The sequence below is a fragment of the Nitrosospira sp. Nsp18 genome (genome assembly GCF_900103145.1).
Classification (GTDB): domain Bacteria; phylum Pseudomonadota; class Gammaproteobacteria; order Burkholderiales; family Nitrosomonadaceae; genus Nitrosospira.
Genome location: NZ_FMWY01000060.1, coordinates 1 through 1,287 on the forward strand (window position 1 = coordinate 1; position 1,287 = coordinate 1,287).

General features: G+C 55.2%; 1 protein-coding gene. It reads right to left on the minus strand.

The window, feature by feature from the left end:
• Positions 1-63: 63 nt before the first annotated feature.
• A protein-coding gene (locus BLS94_RS14405; protein ID WP_371130315.1) for an IS3 family transposase occupies positions 64-1,196 on the minus strand; the annotation gives its coding sequence in 2 pieces (ribosomal slippage) (positions 64-944 and positions 944-1,196; 1,134 coding nt in all).
• Between the last annotated feature and the right edge of the window lie 91 nt (positions 1,197-1,287).

Here is a 1,287-nt window from a genome sequence, read left to right on the forward strand (position 1 = left end):
GAGAAGTGGTCCCAATTGTTTGAACAACAACCTGAACATTTTAAGTGGAATCTCTGCTGGTTCTCACGCTGCCAGTTCAACCGTCGGCAGCATCGCGGCATAAGCCTCATCAGGCGTTTTCTTGCCCAGGCTCGAATGTGGCCTGGATCGGTTGTACCAGTCCATGTATTGCATAATGGATACTCTGGCTTCAGCGATCGAGTCATAGGCATGCAAGTACACCCGCTCGTATTTCACCGATTTCCATAGGCGCTCGACAAACATATTGTCTCTCCAGGCGCCGCGCCCGTCCATGCTGAGGTTGCAGCCTTGTTCCCTAACGGCCTGCACGAACTCATGCGCGGTGAACTGGCTGCCTTGATCGGTATTCACGATCTCCGGCTTGCCATGGCGATGGAACGCATCTTGCAGCACATCGACGGCATGGCAGGCTTCCAGCGTGATCGCTACCTTTGCTGCTAATACTCGGCGCGAGGCCCAATCCACGACGGCGGTAAGGTAGACGAAGCCTTTGGCCATCGGAATGTAGGTCGTGTCCAGTGCCCAAACCTGGTTGGCCCGGTTGATGGTCAGGCTGCGCAACAGGTAAGGATAAATTTCATGGCCGGGGTGCTTGTTGCTGGTGCCCAGTTTTCTGTAAAGTGCCTCAATGCCCATGCGTTTCATCAACGTGCCAACATGCTTGCGTCCAACATCGAGCCCTTCCCGATTGAGTTGGTCGCGCAGCATGCGCGCGCCCATGAACGGATGTTCCAGGTGCAACTCGTCAATGCGGCGCATGAGCGCCAGATCTGCGGCACTGACTGGTTTGGGCAAATAATACACGCTGCCGCGGTTGATGCCGGCCAACTGGGCCTGACGGCTGATTGAAAGTGCGTGGTGGACGTCTATCATCGCTTTGCGCTCAGCAATCCCACCTTGGTGAGCGCGCCTTCTAAAAAATCATTCTCCAATGTCAGTTGCCCAATCTTGGCGTGCAACACCTTCAAATCAACCGGTGGCTCCGCCGCAGTGTCGCCTCCGCCAAACACGTCGGCAGCCCGTTCGCTCAGTTGCCGTTTCCACTCGGTAATCTGGTTGGGGTGAACTTCAAACCGCTGCGCCAGTTCGGTCAGTGTCTTGTCACCAGCCAGCGCTGCCAGTGCCACTTTGGCTTTGAACGCCGCTGAGTGCGTCCGTCTTGCTCTTTTTGCCATTTCTCTGCTCCATATCAAAGTCCCGCAGGGACCATCAAAAGGTAGCAGATTTTCCACTTATGGGTTTGTTCAAATTCTTGGGGCCACTTCT